This is a genomic window from Gemmatimonas sp. (assembly GCF_036405635.1).
Classification (GTDB): domain Bacteria; phylum Gemmatimonadota; class Gemmatimonadetes; order Gemmatimonadales; family Gemmatimonadaceae; genus Gemmatimonas.
Map to the genome: position 1 here is coordinate 1 of NZ_DASWXE010000120.1, position 21,762 is coordinate 21,762.

Sequence of the window (21,762 nt, forward strand, 5' to 3'; positions counted from 1 at the left end):
TATGACGGCCCCTCGGTCGGTTCCAGACCCGAGGTAGAGCTGATCAGCAATGTGACGTACAATGCCGCGGCGAAGGCAAACACGCTCCAGCGAATGCGCGTGACATCGAAGCGCAGCTGATGAAATAGTCGAGCTGCAAAGGACGTCGTAACTCGCCGTGAGAAGTTCATGCGAAGCTCGGCGGCATGGTATGTCCGAGCGCCAGATAGAGCTCCTTGAGTGTCGGCTCGCTCACGAGATAGCGCGCGTCGTCGCCAGCGCTGCTGCGCACCACTGCACCGATCTCTTCTTCCGAAATGCGCGGGATCAGAGCGGTCACACGTGCACCGGATGTCTGTACCGCGAGCCAGTCGGTCGGCCAGGCGACAGCGATCGCCGGATCGTGCGTGAGATCGACCCGACGGTACCGAGCCTGCAATGACTCCAATGACGCAGATACGGTGAGCCGGCCATTGCGCAGAAATCCGACCCAATCAGCCATCGTCTCGATCTCGGCAATGTCGTGCGTAGCAACCAGCACACTCCAGCCATGCTCGCCGATTGAGTCGAGCAGTCCGCGCACCAGGTCATCTTTCACGGCCACATCCATACCGGTGAACGGTTCGTCCATGATCAGCAGCCGCGGCCGGGCCGAGAGCGCCAGCAGTAACGACACCTTCATGCGTTCACCACGCGACATCTCGGACACACGCTGATTGGCGTCGACACCAAAGCGTTGACGCAATGACGTGGCGAGGGTGGCGTCCCACGTGGGATACAAGGGCGCGCAGTACGCCTCCAATTGCCGCACCCGAAGACCACTCGGCAACTCCTGTCCTTCGGCGACATAGGCCATCTGCTGCCGCAGTGCCAACGGCAAGCGCTGCACATCGGTTCCCAACACGGTGACCTGGCCGTGCTGCACCGGATCGATGCCTGCGACGAGCCGCAGCAACGTCGATTTGCCGGCACCGTTGGCGCCGAGCAACGCGTAGATCGCTCCCTCGGGTACATCGAGCGCGAGATCGGTGAGCACCTCGCGCTTGCGATATCGATGGTGCAATCCACGTACTGCGATGGCGGTCCGCCCTGCTCCTTCATTCATTGCCCGACTCCTGAAAGACGTTGCCGAGGAATTCTTCTCGCGGAATTCTTCATAGCGGTGGGATGCGCTGTTCGCGATGGATCAGCGTCCTGCCTGCGGTGACCGCACATCGTTCAGACTCATGACAGCGCATCCCATTGCCTCCGGAGCGCATCCAGCAGTTCGTCGCGCGTCAATCCAAGGCGCATCGCCTCGACGACCAGCGCTTCCGTCTGATCGGCCAATAGCGCCGCTCTCGTCTGGGGCGAGCTCTGGACGGGGGGCGCTACCACGGTGCCCACGCCCGGCCGCACTTCCAGCAATCCCATGCGCGTCAGCTCGAGCACCACTTTGTGCGCCGTGTTGGGATTGATCTTCAGCGATTGGCTGATGTCCCTCACCGACGGAAATGACGCGCCCGCAGCCAGCTGCCCCGACACGATGGCACGGGTGGCAGCGTAGACGACCTGCCGGAAGGGTGGCTGTCCGGCTACGAGAGTGACGGGAAACGACAGCATCTACTCTACTATGCGTACTAGTACACCTACCGTCAAGAAACCGCAGCGCCGGTGCGGGTTTCGCGCGTATCTTCGGGCGTCCCTTCTTCAATTGGAGCTCCGATGTCCTCGCCTCACCGGCGCCCGCTCACGCGCCCGCACCCGCGGTCCGCGCTCCTGCCGAAAGCGGCCCTGCTGGCTGCCTCGCTGACCATCGCTGCGGCGACGCCTGTTGCCCCGCTGGCCGCGCAGGGCGCCACACACCCCATCACCGCCGCCGATATCTCGGCCTGGAAGACCATCCGCGGCGCGACACTCTCCAACGACGGCGCTTGGTTCGCCTACATCGTCGCGCCCAATGAGGGTGATGCCGAAGTGGTGGTGAAGCAGACCGCAGCCGGCGGCAAGGAGATGCGATTCCCGATCGGTGAAGCGCCGGCTGCAGCTGGCGGTCCGTTCGGTGGTGGCAGCCTGCCTGGCCTGCAGCTCGCGGGCGACGGCAAGTGGGTAGCCATGCTGGTCTATCCCAAGGCCGCCGAACAGAAGCGGCTGCGTCAGCAGCGCCGCCCGGTGGTGAGCAAGGCCCTGGTGGTGGACCTGGCCTCCGGTGAGAAGCGCGAGTTTGACCGCGTGCGTCGCATCGCCTTTGGTGGCGACACGCCCAAGTGGCTCGCCATGCAGGCCTATGGTCCCGACGCACCGGCAGGTGGTGGTGGCGCCGGCGGTGCTGGTGGACCGGCCCCTGGTGCACCGGGCATGGGCGGCAATCCGCTCGGCGGCGGCGGTGGTCGCGTGGAAGGCACCGACATGCTGCTCCACGAACTCGGCACCACCACGCTGTTCAACGTGGGCAACGTCGCCGACTTCTCGTTCGACAACAAAGGCCGCTGGCTGGCCTACGCCATTGACGCGCGCGAACAGGCCGGCAACGGCGTGCAGCTGCGCGAGCTGGCCACGGGCATCGTGAAGTCGCTCGACGCCGGCAAGGCGCTGTATCGCCGCCTCGCGTGGAGCGACACGCTCAACGCACTCGCGTTCCTCAAGGGCACGGCGGACAGCGCCGCGACTGATACCACGTGGGCCGCCGTGGGTGTCTCGCGTGTGGGCGCGCCCACGCAGCAGCTCGTGACCGTGGGTCAGGGCGGCAAGGCCACCCTGCCCAACGGTATGGAAGTGAGCCCCGACCGCGCGCCGCGCTGGCTGGAGCAGCAGGACGCGATGCTGATCGGCCTGCGCGTGTCCACGCCGCCGCTGCCGCGCGGCGAGCAGTTGGAAGACGACGATCGCCCGACGCTCATCCTGTGGCACCACAAGGATCCGCGTCTGCAGAGCATGCAGCTGGTGCAGGAACAGGCCGACAAGGGCTTCTCGTTCATGGCCACCTACCTGCCCGCGACACAGGCGGTGGTGCAACTGACCAACGCCGATGTGCGCACGGGTTCGGTGGGCGCGCACGATCGCTGGTTGCTGAGCAGCGAGAACCAGCCGTACGAACGGCAGGCGAGCGTGGACGGCATTCAGTACCGCGACGTGTACCTCACCGATGTACGTACCGGCAATCGGGTCACGGTGAAGCAGCGGATGGTTGGCACGTCATCGCTGTCACCCGATGGTCGCACGGTGCTGTTCTGGAATGACGGCAACTTCCATGCGTACGATGTGGCGACGAAGAATGTCACCAACATCACCGCCGGTGCACCGACGTCGTTCATCGACACCGAAGACGATCACAATGTCGATCGTCCGTCCACGGACTTCATCGACTGGAGCCGTGACGGCCGCTTCGTGCTCATCAGCGACAACTACGATGTGTGGCGTGTGGGTTTGGGCGGCAAGAGCTGGGCGAACCTCACCGGTAACGGGCGCGCCGAGCGCATTCGCTACAACCGCGTGGTGCGCACCGATCTGACCGATCGCACGATCGACCTCACCAAGCCGGTGTACATCGTGGCCATGCAGGCCCGCACGAAGAAGGAATCGGTGGTGCGTATCGATCCCGCCAAGAATGGCGTGGTGTCGGTGACGGGCTGGCGCGATGCGCGGCATGCGCCGATTCGCGCCAAGAACGCCGATGTGTGGGTGTCCACCATCCAGACATCGACACGATTCCCCGACTACTGGCGCGTGAGCTTCGGCAGCAATGCGCTCGCCGATTCAGTGCGCCTGTCCGATGCCAATCCGAACATGAACGGCGTGGCATGGTCGGCGGGCTCGCGTCTCGTGAACTATGTGACCGAGAAGGGCGACTCGCTGCAGGGCGCGCTGTACCTGCCGGCGGGCTATCAGGAAGGCAAGCAGTACCCGACGCTGACGTTCATTTACGAGCTGCAGTCGGACAATCTCAACTCGTTCTACTCGCCGACGTTCTCGAGCTCACCCAACGCGCTGATCGGTGTGCACACGTCGCGTGGTTACGCGGTGTTCCTGCCGGACATCGTGTACAAGCTGAATGATCCGGGCATGAGCGCGGTGTGGAGCGTGGTGCCCGCCGTGAAGGCCGCCATTCGCACCGGTGTGGTGGACTCGGCCAACGTGGGTCTGCACGGCCACTCGTGGGGCGGCTATCAGACGTCGTTCCTCGTCACGCAGACCAACATCTTCAAGAGTGCCGTGGCCGGTGCGCCGCTCACCGACATGATCAGCATGTACAGCTCGGTGTACTGGAACACGGGTGGCGCCAACCAGGCGATCTTCCAGAGCTCGCAGGGCCGCTTCAAGGGCAACTTCATCGAGAACCGCGAGGCGTACGAGCGCAACTCGCCGAACCGATTCGCCGACAAGGTGAAGACGCCACTCATCATCCTGCACGACGACAAGGATGGTGCCGTGGACTTCAATCAGGGCATCACGTACTACAACACGCTGCGCCAGATGAACAAGGACGTGATCCTGCTCGAGTACGTGGGCGAGAATCACGGCCTGTCGCAGCTGCGCAATCGTCGCGACTACTCGCAGCGCCTGATGGAGTACTGGGACTCGTACCTCAAGGGCCAGCCGGCGCCGGAGTGGCTGAAGAACGGCATTCCGCGGCTCAAGATGGACGAGCACCTGCGGGATCAGAAGAAGAAGCTGGATCCGAAGAAGGTGGCGATGTGAAGTAAGGAAGTGATTTGATATCAAGAGGGGACAGGGAGGAGTTGGAGAGATCGCAGGGAGCAGGTCGCTGCTTCCCGCACCCTCTCCAACTCCTCCCTGTCCCCTTTTTGATATCAGATAAATCCGAATAAACCAGTTCCGTATAATTCCGAGTGTTCTTATCATTGTTCACTGTTGATACTTCATCACGTTATATGAAAGTCGTTCTCAACCAACACGGAGGCCAGCATGGCGGAAGAATTTCCGCACGTGCACGAGGAGATGCTGTTCGAGTCCCGACGCGGGTTCGTGCGTTGCTGCCGAGCCTGTGGCGCGTTCGAACTGCGGTTCGGTAACGCCATCCTCTCGATGAACGCCGCCGACCTCTCTGCCCTTACCGATACAGTCGCCGCCTACGACACAGGCCGCATGCGACCCGGTAGCACCCCAAGTGACCATGCCGTGATCTGGCTCGGGCACAATGGCGCAGGGTTCCGGTTCCGCCGGGAAGAGGTCGCCGAGCTCCACCGTCTCCTCGCCGGAGCCCGTCTCTTCGCCAATCTCGGCCAGGACCAGGATCCCGAGGACCCCGAGGACGCCCCCATTCTCGAAGATCCCACCGATGCCGCCTTCCGGCGGTGGTCACCCCTGGAGGAAGACTGATGAGCCGCCTTGGTCCCCGTCTGAAGATCATTCGCCGCTTGGGCATTCAGCTGCCCGGCCTCACGTCCAAGGACGCTGAGCGTCGGCCGTATCCGCCCGGTCAGCATGGTCAGTCCACGGCGCGCCGTCGCAAGGTCAGCCTGTATCGCCTCCGTCTCGAGGCCAAGCAGGCGGTCCGCTTCCACTACGGCATCTCCGAGAACCAGCTCCGTCGCACCTACGCCATGGCGAAGACCCGCCCGGGCCGCACGGGTGACGTGATGCTCGCCATGCTCGAGGCGCGCCTCGACAACGTGGTCTTCCGGCTTGGTTTTGCCCGCACCATCCCGGCGGCCCGCCAGCTCGTGGTGCATGGCCACGTATACGTGAACGGCAGCCGCGTCGACCGTCCGGGCTATCGCCTGCGTACCGGCGAGATGATCAAGCTCGACCCGCGCATGGCCGAGAACCCGCATGTGCAGGAGCAGTTGGCGCGTGGCCCACAGGTCAAGCTGCCGGGCTGGCTGGCCAAGACGGATGACTCGCCGCTGGAAGGCCGCATGATTGCGCCGCCGACGCGGGAGAGCGTGCCATTCGCCTGCAATGACGCGGCGATCGTGGAGTACTATGCGCGGTAATAAGGATTCTTCGTTCTGTTTCTAGAGGAAACAGGGAGGAGTTGGAGAGTGTGCGGGAAGCAGGAACCTGCTCCCTGTAATCTTTCCAACTCCTCCCTGTCATCCTCTAGAAATCAAACAACGAATCCGAACTCTTAATGCTTCATCCCCGTATTGCACCCCTCTTCCAGCACCTCGAACTTCTCGTGCAGGGTGCCAAGCGCCGTCTTGAGGTCCGCATCTGACGCCTTCTTGTTCACGAGCGTCGCGACCTTTTCGGTCTCAGCAGTGAGCCCCGCCTGCGCCTTGAGCAGCTCGGGCTTCTGACAGCTGGCCGGCGCCTTCGACGCCGCCACAACCTTGGCAGCCGCGACCATCTCGCCGACCTTGGCGCGGATCGGTGCCATGTCGTTGTTCTGCTTGGCCGGATGCCAGGTCGCCATCATCAGCATGTGGTAGGCGTCCAGCTCCTTCCATGCATCGGCCTTGGCGCCGTGCATCGCGCCGTGATCCATACGGTTGTGGTCCATCGCCGGCGCGGCCTTGGCCGGCTCGGTCTTGGCCGGCGGCTGCTGGGCCTGCAAAGCAGCCATCGGCAGGGCGAGCGTGACAAAAGTCACCGCGAGGGCACGGCGGGCAATCGAATGCGACATCGGGGATTTCTCCGAGATAGAGGCGGACATCACGCCGTCATTGTCCGGTGGCGGCGCGTGATTCCAAGCGTGCAAAAATTGCGGCTCCCAAGGCGTGGTGCCATCCGTAGATTTGCCCAACGCCTCCCGGCTGCCCATCGTAACCCCAGTGTCCCGCCACGTTCCGGGGTATCCGGCCGCCGGACCCGTCAGTCCCTGCATCCTCTCCACCCGTCCCCTCGCATGACTCGACTGCGTCGCGTCACCCGACTTTCGCTGGCCCTCATGTCGGTCGCGGCTCCGCTCGCGCTACCGGCCCAGCAGCGAACGTCGCCCAAGCAGTTCTTCGGGCACGACATCGGAGCCGATTACGAGCTCCCCAACTACACGAAGCTCAACCAGTTCTTCGCCAAGGTCGCGCAGGAAAGCGACCGCGTGACGCTCGATACGATCGGGCGCACCGAAGAAGGCCGGCCGCAGATCATGGCGATCGTGACCAGCCCGGCCAACCACGCCAAGCTGGCGCGCTACAAGGAAATCGCCACCAAACTGGCGAAGGCCGATGGCCTCGACTCTGCCGCCGCGACCGCGCTGGCGAAGGAAGGCAAGGTCGTGTTCTGGATCGACGGTGGCCTCCACGCCACTGAAGTCCTCGGCGCGCAGCAGCTCATGGAGACGCTGTGGCAGCTCTCCAGCCGCACCGACGACGAGACGATGCGCATCCTGAATGACGTCGTGATCCTCATGACGCACGCCAACCCGGACGGCATGGAGCTCGTCTCGGATTGGTACATGAAGGAGCCCGACAAGCTGCGCCGCACCAGCGGCACGATCCCGCGCCTGTACGAGAAGTACGCGGGCCACGACAACAACCGCGACTCGTACATGAACGCGCTCGCCGAGACGCGGAACATGTCGAGGCAGCTGTTCATCGAGTGGCATCCGCAGATCATGTACAACCACCACCAGACCGGCCCGACCGGTACGGTGATGGCCGCGCCGCCGTACCGTGATCCGGCCAACTTCTGGTTCCACCCGGCCATCATCACGGGCCTCGATCTCGTGGGCGCCGCGCTGAACCACCGCTTCGTGCTCGAGCACAAGCCGGGCCTCACGTTCCGCGCCGGTTCCAACTACTCGACGTGGTGGAACGGTGGTCTTCGCACCACCGGCTACTATCACAACCAGATCGGCATCCTGACCGAGACCATCGGCAACCCGACGCCCATGCGCATCGCGCTGGTGCCGGAGCGTCAGGTGCGTTCGGCCGGTCTGCCCGTGCCCATCGAGCCGCAGGAATGGCATTTCCGCCAGTCCGTCGACTACTCGGTGTCGGCCAACTACGCCTTCCTCGACATGGCGTCGCGTTACCGCGAGACGTTCCTGTTCAACCGCTGGGTCATGGGCAATGACCAGATCAAGGCGGGTCAGAAGGACAACTGGACCATCTCGCCGAAGCGTGTCGATGCGATGATCGCCAAGATCACCGCTGATCGCGCGAGCGGTGGTGCGCAGCAGGCGGCCGCTGGTGGCCCGCGTGGCGGCGGTGGTGGTGGCAACATCGGCAGCGCGGTCGCCAACGATCGCTACATGGCCGAACTCAAGAAGCCCGAAAACCGCGATCCGCGTGCGTACATCCTGAGCAGCGCGCAGAACGACTTCCCGACGGCCACCAAGTTCATCCAGGCGCTCCAGTACTCGGGCGTGGATGTGCTCAAGGCCAACGCCGCGTTCTCGGCCAACGGCAAGCAGTTCCCGGCCGGCTCGTGGGTCATCAAGACGGATCAGGCGTTCCGTTCGCACGTGCTCGACATGTTCGAGCCGCAGGATCACCCGAATGACTTCCGCTATCCGGGTGGCCCGCCGATCCCGCCGTACGACAACGCCGGCTGGACGCTCGCCTACCAGATGGGTGTGCAGTTCGAGCGTGTGCTCGATGCGCCGCCGAGTGGTTCGTTCGAGAAGGTCATCGGCATCACGACCATGCCCGCCGGCACGGTCGCCAAGGGCAAGGCCGGTTACTTCATCCACCCGGGCGTGAACGACGCGGCCACGGTCGCCAATCGTCTCGGCAAGGTGAAGGTGAAGGCTTCGCGCATCCCGACGTCGTTTAAGGACGGCGACGTGACGTGGCCCGCCGGCTCGTGGTTCATCCCCGCTGGTGGCGCGGCCGACAAGGTCGTGGCGCAGGCGGCCAAGGACCTCGGCGTGAACTTCGCTGCGGCCAACGCCAAGCCGGCCACCTCGCAGCCGGTGACCCCGCTGCGCATCGGCCTCGTCGACCGTTACGGCGGCAACATGCCGAGCGGCTGGACGCGCCTGATCCTCGAGAAGTTCGAGTATCCGTTCGCCGTGGTGTTCCCGCAGGAGATCGACGCCGGCAACCTCAAGGCGAAGTACGATGTGCTGGTCTTCACGGACGGTATGTTCACCGATCGCCCGGGCTTCGGCGGTGGGTTCGGTGGTTCGCCCGACACGACGCTGATCCCGGCCGAGTACCGCAAGCAGCTGGGTCGTGTGACGGCCGAGCAGTCGGTGCCCGCCATCAAGGCGTTCGTGGAAGCAGGTGGCCGCGTGGTCGCGATCGGTTCGTCGATCGGCCTCGGCAAGGCGATGGGCCTGCCCATCGACAACTACCTCGTGGACAACACGGGTCGCGCGTATCCGGGTGAGAAGTACTACATCCCGGGCTCGCTGCTCGAAGTGAAGGTCGACACGTCGATGACGATCGCGACCGGCATGGCGCCGCGTCCGAGCGTGATGTTCGACAACAGCCCCGTGATGAAGCTTGGACCGGACGCCGCGGCGAAGGGCGTGCGCGCCATCGCCACGTTCGACACGGACAAGCCGCTGACGTCGGGCTGGGCGTGGGGTCAGGAGCTGCTCAAGGGCGGCACGGCCATGGCCGAAGCGCAGATGGGCAAGGGTTCGATCTGGTTGTTCGGACCGGAAGTGCTCTTCCGCTCGCAGCCGCATGGCACGTACAAGCTGTTCCTGAACGCGCTGGACGGTGGCTTCAAGCGCCCCGACAAGGCCGTGCAGTAAGCAGCCTGCAGTGCTGAAAGAAGAAGCGGGAGGTAGAGCGCGATGCTCCACCTCCCGCTTTCTTTTGCGAGTCCCTAGTGCTCAGCGCTTGAAGCGCACCACGCCACCAATGACCGTCAGCTTCACCTGGGCCTTGTCGAGGGAATCGGCGGGCATCGTGGTGAGGTCGCGATCGATCACCACGAGATCGGCGAGGCGGCCCTTGGCAATGATGCCAACGTCCTTGTCCTGAAAGCCGGCGAATGCGGAGCCCGTCGTGTATCCGCGCAGTGCGTCTTCCACGGTGATGCGCTCCTCGGGTACCCAACCACCGGGATGTGCGCCATCGAGCGTCTGCCGCGTGACCGCTGCCTTGATGCCTTCGAGCGGCGTGGGCGGGGCCACAAACCAGTCGCTGCCAAATGCCACGCGCGCCTTGGTGTTGAGCAACGACTTGAATGCGTACGTGCCCTTCGCGCGCTCGGGACCGATGACGCGCTCTGCCCAGCGACCGTCGTCGGCTTCGTGATAGGGCTGCATGCTGGCAATCACCTGCAGCGGACCGAAGCGCGCGATGTCTTCCGGTGCGATGTGCTGTGCGTGTTCGATCCGGAAACGGCGATCGCGCGCGCCATTCTCACGCGCCACACGTTCAAACACATCGAGCTGGGTGCGAATGGCACGGTCACCGATCGCGTGCACGGCCACCTGCAACTGCGCGGCATCGGCACCCTTGGTCCAGGCATACAGGCTTTCGGCCGGCGTGACGAACAATCCCGTGTCGGTGGGCACGTCGGTGAAGGGCTGCAGCATGGCGGCCGTGTGCGAGCCCAGTGATCCGTCCACGAAGCCTTTGAGCCCACCGATGCGCAGCCAGGCGTCGCCGTTGCCGCGCGCCTTCACGGTGTCGCGCAACGCGGCCCACTGCGCCAGCGGCACCTGGGCCACGATGCGGGTGCGCAAACGATTCTGCTGACGCGCCCGATCGAACACGGTGATGTGCTCGAAGGTGCCCATGTTGTGCACGCTGGTCACACCACGCGCCGCCACATAGGCCATGGCGGTATCGAGCGCACGATCGAGTTCGGCGGCACTGCGCGGTGGCTGTGCGGCATCGACCAGCCCCATCGCATTGTCCTTGAAGATGCCGGTGGGATTGCCCTTCGCATCGCGCACGATGGTGCCACCGGCCACATCGGCCGTGTTGCGATCGACCTTGGCCGCCGTCATCGCCAACTGATTGGCCAGATTCATGTGGCCATCCAGTCGGTTGATCCACACCGGATTGTCCGGGGTGACCGAGTCGATCCATTCGTGCGTGGGCAACTCCCCGCCCCAGTTGGTGTGATCCCAATCGCCGCTACGAATCCACTGTCCCTTGGGAATCGTGCGCGCATAGTCGCGAATGCGCGTGACGAACTCTTCGCGCGTGCGAGCATCGCGCAGTGACACCGACGACAGCGCCAGTCCGCCGTCGAGGAAGTGCACATGCGAATCGATGAAGCCGGGCGTCACCATGCCACCCTGCGCATCGAACACTTCGGCGTTGGTCGCTATGCGCCGGATCTCGTCGGTCGTACCGACGGCCGTGATCCGATCATTGGCGATAGCTACGGCTTCAGCCCAGGGCGCAGTGCTGTCACCCGTCCACACGCGCGCATTCACGATGGCCAGGGTGGCCGGCTGTCCTTGACGATCGGCGCAGGCCGCCGCAGACAGGGCGAGGGAGAACGCTCCAGCGGTGGTCAACAGCCGGAACACGGAACGATCCCGTGACGCATGGGCACGGATGGTGAAGTTGGTCATGGCTATATTGTGGCCATGGCAACCTCCTTCCGCGAGCCAAAAGCTCTACTGCAGGCAATGGTGCGGATCGTGGGCATGGCGATCCCCATCGTGTTCGGCGTGACCGTGGGCAAACTCGCCACCCCATACCTGCCGGGCTTCAGTGCCTGGGTGCACACCCTCGGGCCATGGGCGCCCGTGGCATTCGTGGGTGCGTACGTAGCGGTGGTGGTGTGCATGTTGCCGGCCTTTCTGCTCACCATGGCCGGTGGCGCCGTGTTCGGCATCGCCCAGGGGGCCTCGCTGGTGTTGATCGGCGCAACGATTGGCGGGTCGATTGCCTTCCTGCTGGGCCGCACCGTGCTGCGCACCTGGGTCACCAAACGCATCGCGCAGAACCCCACCCTGTCCACCATTGATCGAGTGGTTGGACAGGACGGCCTCAAGCTGATGTTTCTGTTGCGTCTCTCGCCGGCGATCCCCTTTGTGCTGTCCAACTATGCGTTGGGCGCCACCAGCGTGCGGCTCCGCGACTTCGTGTTCGCGATGGTGGGCATGCTGCCGGTGATCGGTGCCTACGCGGCGCTTGGGCATGCCGGCACGCGGGGCGCCAATGAGCAATCGTTGCCACCTTGGGTCCTTGGCGTGGGCATCGCCGCCACCGTACTGCTTGGAGTACTGCTGGCCCGCATCACGCAGCAGGCGCTTCGCGATGCCGATCGCGGTGCTGATCGTGGTGCCGATCGGACGTCGCCGCGCGACGAATCAAACGTTGTCGCGCCCTGACGTTCGTCATCATCCCGTAATGCCGCGCTCAGCCGACGCTAATGTGTTGGTGATCGAGCGCTAACGCAGAGCTCATCGGTCAGTCATGACCTCGTCATGGGCTGATCACGATGCCGTCCTATCCTCGAGCCAACCACTCTCGAGGAGGCATTGCATGTTCACGCTCTTGCTTGAATCACGCGCCACCACTGTCCAGAACGTTCGTGGTCAGAATGGTTCCCGCGCCGGTGGCACCGCGATCTCGATGCTTGTGCACGGCGCAGTGGTGCTGGGATTGATTGCGCTCACCGCCACACAGCGACAGGCCAAGTTCAAAGCGCCCGCGCCAGAGCGGATCCAGATGACGGTGTCCACGCCCAAGACGCCGCCGCCCGCAACGCCGCCGGTCGCAGCAGCCACGTTGCCCCGGACATCGGTGGCGACGCCGGCCACGGCGGCCCCGCCACTGGTACCCGTGTTGCCCACCGTGATCGACATCCCCACGAGCATCCCACCCATCGATCTTTCGCGGGCCCCCACCTCCGACGCGGATTTCGCGAGCGGACGCCGCGGCTCGCCAAACGGCATTCACGGCGGCACGGGCAATGCGACCACCGCCACATCGCCCAACGGCTACTTCTCGGAATTCCAGGTGGAGAAGCCCGTGGTGCTGGTGCCAGGCAGCAAGGGACCGGCTTTTCCGGAGGTGCTGCGCTATGTGGGCACACAGGGTATGGTGCTCGCGCAGTTCGTGGTCGATTCCACGGGCCGTGCGCTGCCGGAGTCATTCACGGCGCTGCAGAGCGATCATCCCCTGTTCACCGCGTCGGTACGCGCGGCGCTTTCGCGCATGCGGTTTGTGCCGGCCGAGATCGGTGGGCGAAAGGTCGCGCAACTGGTGCAGCAGCCCTTCCAGTTTACGCTCCACTAGTCCAACGACCACTCGACAGCGGCCCGGCTGGCAGGAACGTTATTCACCGACGCTGCGCGCCATGCCCAGCGATCGTGAGTCGTCAACGACTTCCTGCCTGCACCGGGACGCTGCCATGCCTGCCCCTGCCCTTCCTCTGACTTCCAGCGGCGCGACATCACCCTGGTTGCGCCGCGCGGTCGTGATTGGCCTTGTCGCGATCACCGCCAGCGCCTGTGGTGGGCGCTCGGTCTCTCCCGGCGCCACCTCCGATGGCACACCACGGGTCGGGCCTGCGTCGGGCTCGGTCGTCGTGGTCGGTGGCGGCGCTCAGGGACCGGAGATCTTCGCGCGGTTCATCGAGCTGGCGGGCGGTCCCGATGCACTCATCGTGGAAGTGCCCACGGCCGGCTCTGATTCCGTCGATATGTCGACCGTCGGACGCGGGCTGCGTGCTGCCGGCGCCCGCAACGTGGTGGCGTACCACGCCACGAGTCGCGCGGTGGCCGATGCCGATACTTTCGTCGCCAAGATCGCCAACGCGCGCGGCGTGTGGTTTGGTGGTGGTCGCCACTACCGGTTGGTGAACTCGTATATGGGCACGAAGAGCCAGCGTGCGTTCGAAGCCGTGCTGGCCCGTGGCGGCGTGGTGGGGGGCTCGTCAGCCGGTGCGAGCATTCTGGGCAGCTACCTCGTGCGTGGTGCGCCCTCGAATGACAATCGAATCATGAACCATCCGCAGTATCTCGAAGGCTTTGCGTACCTGCGCGGGACGGCCATCGACCAGCACGTGGTGGCCCGCGAGCGACTGCCCGACCTGTACGACTCAGTGACATCACGTCGCCCCGACCTGCTGGCCATCTCGGAAGACGAGGGCACGGCGTGGGTGGTGCGCGGCGATACGGCAGAGATCATCGGGCGCAACAAGGCGTTCGTGTACAACGGCCGAGATGCCAATGACACGGGCCGCCCGTTCCTCACGCTGCATCCCGGTGATCGCTACAACCTCGGCACCCGTCGTGTGATGTCGCGTGCGGGCGACGGCACCGGGTTCACGACGGCATTCGTGGACTCGGTGTTTGCCCCATATCGCGACGCTGCCCATGGTGGCGCGACCGTGCTCGTTGCGCGCGGTGGCAAGGTACTGGTCAATCGCTCGTACGGCGTGCCCATCCAGCCGCGTTTCACACCGGAGACGGGTGCGCCGCTCATGCCGCTGGGGGAGCTCTCGATGGTGCTGAACAGCGCGCTCGGGCCGGACAGCGCGGGCACCGTGAGTCAGAGTGCCGTGCGGCGCGTGCAATCGGTGGGCGGGACACAGCGCCTGCAGTTCGAGACCGCCACGCGCCGCTGGCGTGGCAATGTGGACGATCTCTACCGCTTCGACCTGGGCCGGTTCACGGTCCGCCCCGGCACGCCGGACACGATGGCACTGCCCGCCGCGTTTGCAGTCGACCGCAGCGCCGCCGGCACGCGTCAGACCGCCTTTGCCGGCGCCGGCGGCACGGGCGGTGCCTGGTTGCGCTTGCCTGAGCAGCGGGCCGTGGTCCTGGTACTCTTTGGCGATGGCGCCGCGGACGCCCGGACACCGGCTGAACGTCTGGTGGGACGGCTGCTCACGGCCAACTGACGGGGTATCGCCACGCCCCTTGGACCGTGATCGGCTCCGAGGGGCGGCGGCGAACCCACGCTGGAGTTTGCCCCGACTCTTTACAAACGCGCCAGGATGTCACAGCTTCTTGGCAAGCCTTTACGGGCTTTTTCTTAACCCACTTTAGTTCTCTGAACGAACAATAGTGGTCCGCGACCGCCACAACGGTCGCCGGGAACGGGCTGATTCGAGCCCGTTTGAACGGACCACATTGTTCGTCCCGTGAACAATCTCGCCTCCCCCGACAGCTCCCCCGCCCGGCTGTCACCCCTGCGCTTCGGTCGCCGTTGTTCCTCTGACCAGGTGCAATGCCCTCCCCACCAGGACCTGCCCACATGCGTTCGACACAGAGGCTCGGCACGGCGCTCCTCGCCGCGTTCGTTCTCTCGGCGCACCCGATTGCGGCGCAAACCACCACCACCGGCCGCATCGCCGGTCGGGTGATGAGCGACGCGGCCGTTCCGCTGGCCAATGCCGGCGTCGGAGTCGTCGGTTCCCAGCTCGGTACCCGCACCGACGCCGACGGTCGCTACCGACTCACCAACCTGCCCCCCGGTCGCTACATCCTCCGCGCCGCCCTCATCGGCTACAACGCTCGCGTGGATACCGTGGTGGTCACCGCAGGACAGGAAACGGTGGCGAACTTCGCCCTCAAAGTCGTAAGCGTCACGCTCGACCAGATGGTCGTCGTCGGCTACGGCACGCAGCGGCGCTCCGACATCACGGGCTCGGTGACCTCGGTGCAGCCGAACACCGATCGCACACCCATCACGTCGCTCGAACAGACGCTGCAAGGCACCGCGCCGGGTGTGCAGGTGACGCAGGCATCGTCAGCGCCGGGTGGTGGCATGTCCATCCGCATTCGCGGTGGCTCCTCGGTGAACGGCAACAATGAACCGCTGTACGTCATCGACGGATTCCCGGTGGAAAACGACTTCTCCACGTCCTCGGGACTCGATGGTGGCCGGGAAGCCACCACGCCGGCCAACCCGCTGGCCGCGCTGAATCCCAGCGACATCCAGTCCATCGAAATCCTGAAGGACGCATCGGCCACCGCCATCTACGGATCGCGTGGCGCGAACGGCGTCGTGCTCATCACCACCAAGCGTGGAGAGGGCGCCAAGCCGAAGATCGCCATCGATCTCTTTCAGGGTCAGCAGGTCGTGGCCAAGCGCTACGACCTCCTCGATGCGACCCAGTTCGGCGAGTTCGCCAATGCATGGGCGGAGACGCAGAACCTGCCCAAGCCCTACGCGAATCCATCATCGCTGGGCGTTGGCACCGACTGGCAGGACCTGATCTTCCGTCAGGCCGCCATTCGCAATGCGCAGATCAGCATCTCGGGCGGTTCGACGGCACGCAATGCCACGCGCTACGCCATCTCGGGCGGTGTGTTCCAGCAGGATGGCGTCGTCGACAACTCCGATTTCAAGCGCATCTCACTGCGCGGCAACATCGACCAGATGATCGGCGACAAGCTCAAGGTCGGCTCGAATGTGCTGCTGTCGCGCGTGAACAGTTCGCAGATCCCCACCGACGGTTCGCTCAACGCGGGCGCCGGCGCCGTGGGTGCCGCGCTGCAGTATCCGTCGATCATGACGCCATACCGGGCCGACGGCACGTACACGTTGCTGGGCACCGACTTCCCGCAGGCGCTGCTTGATCTGGGCATCGCGGCTGGCAACGTGCCCAACCCGGTGGCATCGGCCATCGCGGTGAACGACAAGCTGTTCGACACGCGCATCCTGGCCAACGTGGCCGGTGAGTACAAGATCCTGAAGGGACTGGTGTGGCGCTCCACGGTGGGCACCGATCTGTCGTTCCGTGGCCGAGACACGTATTACCCGCGCACGACGCTGCAGGGCTTTGGCCAGAACGGTCGCGCGATTCGCTCCACGACCGACAACACCAGCTTCCTCAACGAAAACACGCTCGCCTGGAACGGCAACATCGGTTCGCAGCACGTGTTCTCGACGCTGGCCGGCTATTCGCGTCAGAAACTCAACTCGACGCGCGGCGATATGCGCAACAGCAACTTCGTCTCCGACATCACGGGCTTCGAGAACATCGGTGCCGGCTCGCAGGCCGGCGGCCCCACGGTCTCATCGGGTCGTTCGCAGTGGACGCTGGCGTCGTACTTCGGTCGCGTGAACTACACGCTGCTCGACCGGTATCTCTTCTCGGCCAGCGCCCGTCGCGACGGTTCGTCGCGCTTCGGCGCGAACAACCGCTGGGGCGTATTCCCCGCCGGTGCCGTGTCGTGGCGCCTGTCGGAAGAGCCGTTCATGCGCCGCCTGAGCCTGATCGACAATCTCAAGCTGCGGTATACGTATGGTGTGGTCGGCAATCCATCGATTTCGCCGTACCAGTCGCTCACGCGCCTCACGCCGCAGCAGTACACGTTCAACGGGCAGTTGGCGCCGGGCTACTACCCCGCCGCGATCGGCAACCCCGACCTGAGCTGGGAGTCCACCACGCAGCATGACGTCGGTCTCGACCTCACGGCGCTCAAGGGTCGCGTGGACTTTGTGTTCGACTGGTACAACAAGCGCACCGATGACCTGCTGCTGCAGATCGACCTGCCGTCGGAAGTGGGCTACCAGAATGCGTTCGTGAACGCCGGCTCGATCGAGAACAAGGGTATCGAGGCAGGCATCACGCTCAAGCTGCTCGAGGGTGGCGCGCGTGCCGGCGGCATCAGCTGGTCGACGACGTTCAACTACACGCGCAATCGCAACAAGGTGCTGAGCCTGGGCGGCGTGGATCGCATCTTCGCCTCGCAGCGCACGTCGTCGGATATCAACGCCACGTCGTCGGTGGTGCAGGTGGGCCAGCCGATCGGCGCGTTCTTCGGCTTCCCGACGGGTGATCTGTTCCGCGACAGCACGTCGCTGCTCGCCTGGCGTGCCAAGACCCGGTTTGCCAGCGGCACCGTGCCGGGCCTTGGCAACCGCATGTACATCGACATCAATGGCGACAGCCTGATCGACGCCAACGATCGCACGATCATCGGTGATCCGAATCCCGACTACGTGATCGGCTGGACAAACAACGTGTCGTGGAAGGGCTTCGAGTTCAGCGCGCTGTTCGACGGTTCGTACGGGGCGCAGATCCTGAACCTCAACAACATGCGCCTCAATGGTGCGTCACCGGCGCTCAATGTCACGCGCGACCGTTTCCTCGACGCGTGGAGTCCGACGAATCCGGACGGCAAGTATCAGCGCATCGGTGCCGGTGCCGGCTTCCTGAATGCCGACATCACACAGGAGCTGCTCGAGGACGGTTCGTACTTCCGCCTTCGGACGATCACCATTTCGCGCCAGATCCCGCAGCGGTGGCTGCGTCAGCAGAACCTGAGTGCCCGGGTGTACGTGACCGGCCAGAACGTGAAGACGTGGAGCAAGTACACCGGCTTCAACCCGGATGTGAGCTCCATCAGCGTCGGCAATCTGAACCGCGGTGTGGACGTCGGCGCGTATCCGCTGGCCCGCACGTGGACCTTCGGCATGAACATCAACTACTGACCGGCGACCGACTCATGTACACCAACCTGTACAGGACCTTGTACAAGCGCATCCTCGCCGGTGCCACCGCGGCACTGGCTCTGGCCGGCGTGGCCGGCTGCGACGACAACAAGTTCCTCACGGAAGTGCCCTACGATTTCGTGGGCCCCGAGAATTTCTACCAGACTTCCACCGACGCGCTGGCGGCCATCGCCGGTGTGTACGCGACCGCCACGCACACCACGGGCGACGGCTACTACGGCCGCAACTTCATCATGCTCAGCGAGTTCCCCACCGAGATGCAGACGGTGTATCTCAGTGCGACGAACGAGCGCAGCCTGGTGGACAACTACACCTTCACGGCGGTCCACGCCTACATCTACTCCACGTGGCAGGGTGCGTATCAGGCCATCAACCGGGCCAACTCGGTGATCGGTCGTGTGCCCGCCATCGACATGGACCCGGTGCTGCGCGGCCGTATCGTGGCTGAGGCCAAGTTCCTCCGCGCCCAGCACTACTTCAACCTCGTGCGCCTGTTCGGCGATGTCCCGCTCATCACCGATGAGACGGTGTCCATCGAGAACCTGCAGCGCCCGCGTTCGCCGGCCGATTCGGTATGGGGCCTCATCTTCCGCGACCTGAGCGAGGCCGCAACGGCATTGCCGCGCAACTACACGGGTGCGGATATCGGCCGAGCCACGCGGGGCGCCGCAAAGACCATGGCGGCGAAGGCGTATCTGCATCGGGCGAGCATTGCGCCGGCGGGTTCGGCCAATCGCACGGCTGACTACACCAAGGCGCTCGAGCTGATCAACGATGTGAAGGCCAACGAGGGCTACGCACTGGTCACGGAGTACGCGACGCTGTTCGACATGTCGAACGAAGCCAACTCCGAAGTGATCTTCGACATTCAGTGCTCGCGGTCCACGGGCATTGGCTGCCGGCTCTCCAACCAGGTAGCACCGCGCCTGTCCAACTACGGCGCGTCGCAGAATGGCTCGTTCAACGCTGAGCAGCCGTTCTTCGACGAGTTTGTCGCGGCCGACAAGCGTCGCGCGGCCACCTGGCAGCTGACCTACACCACCAAGGCCGCCACCACGGCAACGTGGACGGTCACCACGGCCAACCCGCGTGGCGCGTTCTTCGTCGGCACCACGCGCACCGACTCCACCATCGCGCCGAACATGGCCAAGTTCCTCGACAAGTTGTCGGTCACGGCCGGCAACGACGAGCCGAACTACATCATTCTGCGCTACGGCGACAACCTGCTCATGGAAGCGGAGCTCATCAACGAGCTGTCAGGTCCCACGGGACCGGCCTATGCGGCGATCAATGCGGTGCGCACGCGGGCCGGCATTGGCGCGCTCACGCCGGGGCTTTCGCAGGCGGCGTTCCGCGATTCGGTGTTCCTGCAGCGCCGTCTCGAGCTGGCCATGGAAGGCCCCAATGGCTACTTCGACTCGCAGCGCAACTGGACCTGGTCCAAGACGCGCATCGAAGCGGCCATGGCTATTGGCGCCTCGTACACCTTCCGCACGAGCCGCTATCCCAAGGCCCGTGTGGCGGTGGCGGACAAGTTCAAGCTCATGCCCGTCCCGCAGCGCGCCCGCGACCTCAACCCGCTGCTCACACAGAACACGGGGTGGTGAGTCGACACTGACGCACCGCTGCACAAGGGGGCTCGCCATCCAGATCTGGCGAGCCCCTTTGTCATTTCCCTGTGCCTGGCCTTCTGGGCTCAGCGGGCGAACGGAGCGTTCCTGAGTGTTTGGCGCAGAGCGGTGAGTGCCAGCGTGGCCACTTCCTGTGCGCCACGAGGAGACAGATGGGTATTGTCTTCACGCGCGGCAGGAAACGCAGGGAATTGTCCTTGACGGGTGAACACGTACAGTGCTTTGGAGCTGTCCGGCCCCATGCGCTGGACCAGTTCTTCGGTGAGTAGCTGCAGATCGATCATCGGCACCTCGAGGTCACGTGCCACATCGCGCACGACCAACGGATAGAGTCCGTGCGTATCGACGAGGGTGCCGTGCTCATTGAACTGTCGGCGCACAATGGATGTGAACAACACGGGCACCGCACCGGCGGCGCGTGTCTCCCGTACGAACCTTTCGAGGTTGCGGCGATAGGCGGTGAATGGCGCGGTGTAGCGCGACGAGTCTTCCGTCTTCTGGTCGTTGTGCCCGAACTGGATGAACACATAGTCGCCGCGCTTGAGCACCGTGCGCACGCTGTCCCAGCGCCCCTGATCGATGAAACTCTTGGTGCTGCGGCCGTTCACGGCGTGGTTCTTCACCGTGACCGAACGGCCGACAAGTGCGGGCAGCGCCTGTCCCCAGCCACGCTCCGGGTTGCGCTCCGGATCGGGCTTGTCGGCCATGGTGGAATCGCCGATCAGATACAACGTAGGCGATGGCGCGGCCGTGGCCGCGAGCGACGCGGCCAGTACGGCTCCCAACAACGCCGTGCGCATCATCATGGCTTCTCCACGTGCGACGTCACCCGCACATAGTTCGTGGTGAGCGTCATGGGCGAACGTGTGGGTGTCATGGACACGCTGGTGGCAAAGAGCCCGAACTTCGCCCCCACCCAGCTCCCCTCGCGGGCTCGAAAGGTGCCCGGTGCGGTCTGGAAGGTGGTGCCGTCGGTGCTGTAGCGGAACGCCACGGCGGCACTGTCGCGGCCTTCGCTTCGCACCTCGAGGCGCACGACCAGGCGCTGCACGTCGGCTTCGGTGGTGAACGATCGCAGCACCTGCGCGACGTCCGGCTGACCTTTGTCGGCATCGGTGCGTTGTGCGACCACGAGGTCCCAGCCCGCGGCGGTGCGCACAAAGCCGATCCACGCGTAGTCGCGGCCAAACACGACCAACCCGGCACGGTCGCCGGCCATACCCCCCTTGGTGGACAGCTGCACCTGTACATCAAACGACTCCGCCGGGAACTTCTGCAGCAGCAGATTGGGCGCGTCCCACAAATTGCGCGCGGGGAGCGCCAGTGGCGCCGCACGCAGGCGCAACACACCGTTGGCGGTGGTGTCGAGCCATGAAGCCTGCGGGTTGGCTTGCCATTGCCACTGCGGCCCCGGGCGGGCGCGGTCGAACTCGTCGGACGTCTGCAACGATGGACTCGCGTGCTGACCTGCCACGACACGCGGCATTGTTGCCTTCGTCACCGGTATGCCGGCCGTGTCATTGATGCCGGCACGGCCGATCACGGGCCAGCCATCGCTGCGCCACTGCATGGGCTGCAGGTGCACGATGCGCCCGTACGCCCCGCGATCCTGAAAATGCAGAAACCACGACTCGCCATTGGCCAGCGTCACCGATGCACCCTGGTGCGGTCCGTTCACCGGCGTGGCGCCCTGCTCCAGCACGGTGCGCACTTCGTACGGCCCAAGCGGAGACCGGCTGCGCATCGCGAGTTGCCAGCCCGTCGCCACGCCGCCCGCCGGTGCGAAGATCCAGTACCAGCCGTCACGCTTGTAAAACTTGGGGCCTTCGGCGGTGGGATGGCGCAGTGAGTCGAGGAACACCACCGTGCCAGCGAACTGCCCAGTATCGATGAGGGCACGCCCATCCGGCTGCATGCGGCGCACC

Annotated in this window: 15 protein-coding genes; 9 read left to right on the forward strand and 6 right to left on the reverse strand. The window is 64.8% G+C overall.

From position 1 onward, the window contains the following. Positions 1 to 166: 166 nt before the first annotated feature. Both VGE27_RS10585 and VGE27_RS10590 read right to left on the reverse strand, forming a co-directional pair. On the reverse strand, positions 167 to 1,084 hold the full coding sequence (locus tag VGE27_RS10585; RefSeq protein ID WP_331049617.1) for an ABC transporter ATP-binding protein: 918 nt from the start codon (positions 1,082 to 1,084) through the stop codon (positions 167 to 169). A gap of 119 nt (positions 1,085 to 1,203) precedes the next feature. Next, positions 1,204 to 1,581: a GntR family transcriptional regulator gene (locus tag VGE27_RS10590; protein ID WP_331049618.1), complete on the reverse strand. Its 378-nt coding sequence runs from the start codon at positions 1,579 to 1,581 to the stop codon at positions 1,204 to 1,206. Between the two features lie 102 nt (positions 1,582 to 1,683). Here VGE27_RS10590 and VGE27_RS10595 point away from each other — a divergent pair, with 102 nt between their 5' ends. The 3 genes from VGE27_RS10595 to rpsD all read left to right on the forward strand — a co-directional run bounded on the left by VGE27_RS10595 (position 1,684) and on the right by rpsD (position 5,915). Beyond that, complete coding sequence (locus VGE27_RS10595) at positions 1,684 to 4,656, forward strand: S9 family peptidase (RefSeq protein WP_331049619.1); 2,973 nt, start codon at positions 1,684 to 1,686, stop codon at positions 4,654 to 4,656. 228 nt (positions 4,657 to 4,884) lie between these two features. Further along, positions 4,885 to 5,298, forward strand: a complete 414-nt coding sequence (locus VGE27_RS10600; protein ID WP_331049620.1) for a hypothetical protein — start codon at positions 4,885 to 4,887, stop codon at positions 5,296 to 5,298. Next, positions 5,298 to 5,915 (forward strand): 30S ribosomal protein S4, encoded by a 618-nt coding sequence (gene rpsD / locus VGE27_RS10605; RefSeq protein ID WP_331049621.1) that lies wholly within the window; start codon positions 5,298 to 5,300, stop codon positions 5,913 to 5,915. Before VGE27_RS10600 ends, rpsD begins: the two co-directional genes overlap by 1 nt. Before the next feature lie 134 nt (positions 5,916 to 6,049). On the opposite strand, the gene VGE27_RS10610 is transcribed toward rpsD, so the two are convergent. Continuing rightward, positions 6,050 to 6,547, reverse strand: a complete 498-nt coding sequence (locus VGE27_RS10610) for a hypothetical protein (RefSeq protein ID WP_331049622.1) — start codon at positions 6,545 to 6,547, stop codon at positions 6,050 to 6,052. 222 nt (positions 6,548 to 6,769) lie between these two features. On the opposite strand from VGE27_RS10610, the gene VGE27_RS10615 reads away from it, so the two are divergent. Further along, positions 6,770 to 9,571, forward strand: a complete 2,802-nt coding sequence (locus tag VGE27_RS10615; protein WP_331049623.1) for a M14 metallopeptidase family protein — start codon at positions 6,770 to 6,772, stop codon at positions 9,569 to 9,571. A gap of 81 nt (positions 9,572 to 9,652) precedes the next feature. Here VGE27_RS10615 and VGE27_RS10620 read toward each other — a convergent pair whose 3' ends face one another. Next, positions 9,653 to 11,356, reverse strand: coding sequence for an amidohydrolase (locus VGE27_RS10620; RefSeq protein WP_331049624.1), 1,704 nt, complete (start codon positions 11,354 to 11,356; stop codon positions 9,653 to 9,655). Between the two features lie 15 nt (positions 11,357 to 11,371). Here VGE27_RS10620 and VGE27_RS10625 point away from each other — a divergent pair, with 15 nt between their 5' ends. From VGE27_RS10625 to VGE27_RS10645, 5 genes are all read left to right on the forward strand, one after another. Further along, positions 11,372 to 12,121, forward strand: a complete 750-nt coding sequence (locus VGE27_RS10625) for a TVP38/TMEM64 family protein (RefSeq protein ID WP_331049625.1) — start codon at positions 11,372 to 11,374, stop codon at positions 12,119 to 12,121. Positions 12,122 to 12,275: 154 nt separating this feature from the next. Continuing rightward, positions 12,276 to 13,031, forward strand: coding sequence for an energy transducer TonB (locus VGE27_RS10630; RefSeq protein ID WP_331049626.1), 756 nt, complete (start codon positions 12,276 to 12,278; stop codon positions 13,029 to 13,031). Between the two features lie 115 nt (positions 13,032 to 13,146). After that, the gene (locus tag VGE27_RS10635; RefSeq protein WP_331049627.1) at positions 13,147 to 14,640 is read left to right on the forward strand and encodes a cyanophycinase; all 1,494 of its coding nucleotides are present in this window, start codon (positions 13,147 to 13,149) and stop codon (positions 14,638 to 14,640) included. Between the two features lie 356 nt (positions 14,641 to 14,996). Beyond that, positions 14,997 to 18,185 (forward strand): TonB-dependent receptor, encoded by a 3,189-nt coding sequence (locus VGE27_RS10640; protein WP_331049628.1) that lies wholly within the window; start codon positions 14,997 to 14,999, stop codon positions 18,183 to 18,185. 14 nt (positions 18,186 to 18,199) lie between these two features. After that, positions 18,200 to 19,813 (forward strand): RagB/SusD family nutrient uptake outer membrane protein, encoded by a 1,614-nt coding sequence (locus VGE27_RS10645; RefSeq protein ID WP_331049629.1) that lies wholly within the window; start codon positions 18,200 to 18,202, stop codon positions 19,811 to 19,813. A gap of 89 nt (positions 19,814 to 19,902) precedes the next feature. Here VGE27_RS10645 and VGE27_RS10650 read toward each other — a convergent pair whose 3' ends face one another. Both VGE27_RS10650 and VGE27_RS10655 read right to left on the reverse strand, forming a co-directional pair. Then, positions 19,903 to 20,643 (reverse strand): rhamnogalacturonan acetylesterase, encoded by a 741-nt coding sequence (locus VGE27_RS10650; RefSeq protein WP_331049630.1) that lies wholly within the window; start codon positions 20,641 to 20,643, stop codon positions 19,903 to 19,905. Next, positions 20,640 to 21,762, reverse strand: a 1,123-nt coding sequence (locus VGE27_RS10655) for a family 43 glycosylhydrolase (RefSeq protein ID WP_331049631.1), incomplete at its 5' end; no start/stop codon positions are given. The genes VGE27_RS10650 and VGE27_RS10655, both read right to left, overlap by 4 nt.